This is a genomic window from Acetobacter senegalensis, assembly GCF_001580995.1.
In the GTDB taxonomy this organism is placed as follows: Bacteria; Pseudomonadota; Alphaproteobacteria; order Acetobacterales; family Acetobacteraceae; genus Acetobacter; species Acetobacter senegalensis.
Genome location: NZ_LHZU01000021.1, coordinates 1 through 964, shown reverse-complemented (window position 1 = coordinate 964; position 964 = coordinate 1). Strand labels below are relative to the sequence as shown.

The following is a 964-nucleotide window of genomic DNA, read 5'->3' as shown; positions in this document are numbered from 1 at the left end:
TAACCTGAAGGCCGCAGGTTCAAATCCTGCCCCCGCAACCACTTCCATCATAAATCACTACAAATCGACGTCTGATCGCCATGAAATACTGGCTCATCAGACAGTTACACGCGTCTCGGCCCTCGAAAGAAGGCCGAGCGATCACGCGCGTCTGCGCTACGCCATGGCCTACAGGGCCGCCTCAATTGGTTTCTCCGATCGTTTTCAATATTCATCGAAGGAACCAGATCAATGTATGAAGATCAGGAAATGCGTGAGGCAATCCGTGCCCGAATGAAGGGCCGGATACGCTTCAATGTCGCTACAGACAGGATCGAAGTGATCGTCGGGGAGCCGGACGAACTTCTCCGGTGGGAGCCGATCAACCGGCTCACCATGCTCCAACATCTTCCACCGTCGGTGGTGGAGAGGCTTTGGGACATGTTTGCCGATGCGGCAGGCTCAGGCTTCTATGCCGAAGATCGGTTGGCCGGGGTGAAATTTCTTGGGTTACACAGAGTGGCAGAGTACCTTGAGGAGGAGGAAGGCATCCGGATCGACGAAATCCCGATGCCTTCGTTCTCAGCACCAGCACCAGCTGTGAGTCTCGACACCTATCTTGCGGGGCGAGATCGGACAACAATCGCCGAAATCCTGAAGGCCGTTCCAGACACCGTCGAAAAGGAACTCCCTCTCAGGCTCAAGGAAGCTGGATGGGAGCCACGGCGCTCAGCAACAGAACGCTTCTGGGTGAAAATCAAAAACAGATAATCCTCTTTCTCAGGATGAGAAGAGGGAAATCATCCTTCAACATGCCGGCGGCTTCCATCCGCGAAGCCGCCGGATACCGCTTCAGTATCAGTTACCCCTTTTCATGATGAACCAAGGAGAACTCAAGAGACGGGTAAGGGCCTTCCTATGGAAATATTTCGTGCGAAGGGTAGAATGGGGGGAAGAACGAACCCGCTACGCGGGATTGGTGCGG

Annotated in this window: 2 protein-coding genes; both read left to right on the top strand. The window is 54.5% G+C overall.

Annotated features, from left to right (window positions below; translation table 11 throughout):
- The coding region (locus tag AD948_RS18450; protein ID WP_211264407.1) for a hypothetical protein at positions 1–277 on the top strand (277 nt) is incomplete at its 5' end.
- The gene (locus tag AD948_RS00130; protein WP_082782221.1) at positions 232–750 is read left to right on the top strand and encodes a hypothetical protein; all 519 of its coding nucleotides are present in this window, start codon (positions 232–234) and stop codon (positions 748–750) included. The genes AD948_RS18450 and AD948_RS00130, both read left to right, overlap by 46 nt.
- Positions 751–964 lie beyond the last annotated feature (214 nt).

Bases quoted from the DNA above. Each gene is read 5' to 3' on its own strand.
- AD948_RS00130 (WP_082782221.1), top strand. From the start codon at position 232: ATGTATGAAGATCAGGAAATGCGTGAGGCAATCCGTGCCCGAATGAAG.